The following is a 300-nucleotide window of genomic DNA, read 5'->3' as shown; positions in this document are numbered from 1 at the left end:
GGTAATGATACCACTCAAATAAACGACAACGTTCAAAGTTAGATAAATGTGAATATTGGGTACCCATGGCACACCTCCTGAACTTATAGTTTAGTAAAGGTGGTGCACTTCGACCTTGAATCTGGCTTTTAAAAAGTGCAAAATTTAAGATGGGTGTCTAATTTATTTCTCTCTTTGCTCTGCGAGCAATGTTTTCATTTAACAACCGCATAAACCAGCTGATACTTGATAGGCGCTCTCGGTATTGCTTTACTGTTTGATTAAAAAAGATAAGTTCAACTTTACTTAGCTTTTCACCCT

Annotated in this window: 1 pseudogene; it reads right to left on the bottom strand. The window is 36.7% G+C overall.

Annotated elements, in window-relative coordinates:
• Nucleotides 1-160: 160 nt before the first annotated feature.
• Nucleotides 161-300: pseudogene (locus PSH50_RS21210) on the bottom strand (transposase); the annotation flags it as partial.

Origin of the sequence: Pseudoalteromonas sp. Angola-7, assembly GCF_028599255.1 — a bacterium.
In the GTDB taxonomy this organism is placed as follows: domain Bacteria; phylum Pseudomonadota; class Gammaproteobacteria; order Enterobacterales; family Alteromonadaceae; genus Pseudoalteromonas; species Pseudoalteromonas atlantica.
Note: the sequence above shows the minus strand (reverse complement) of the source record. Positions and strands in the feature narration are given on the sequence as shown.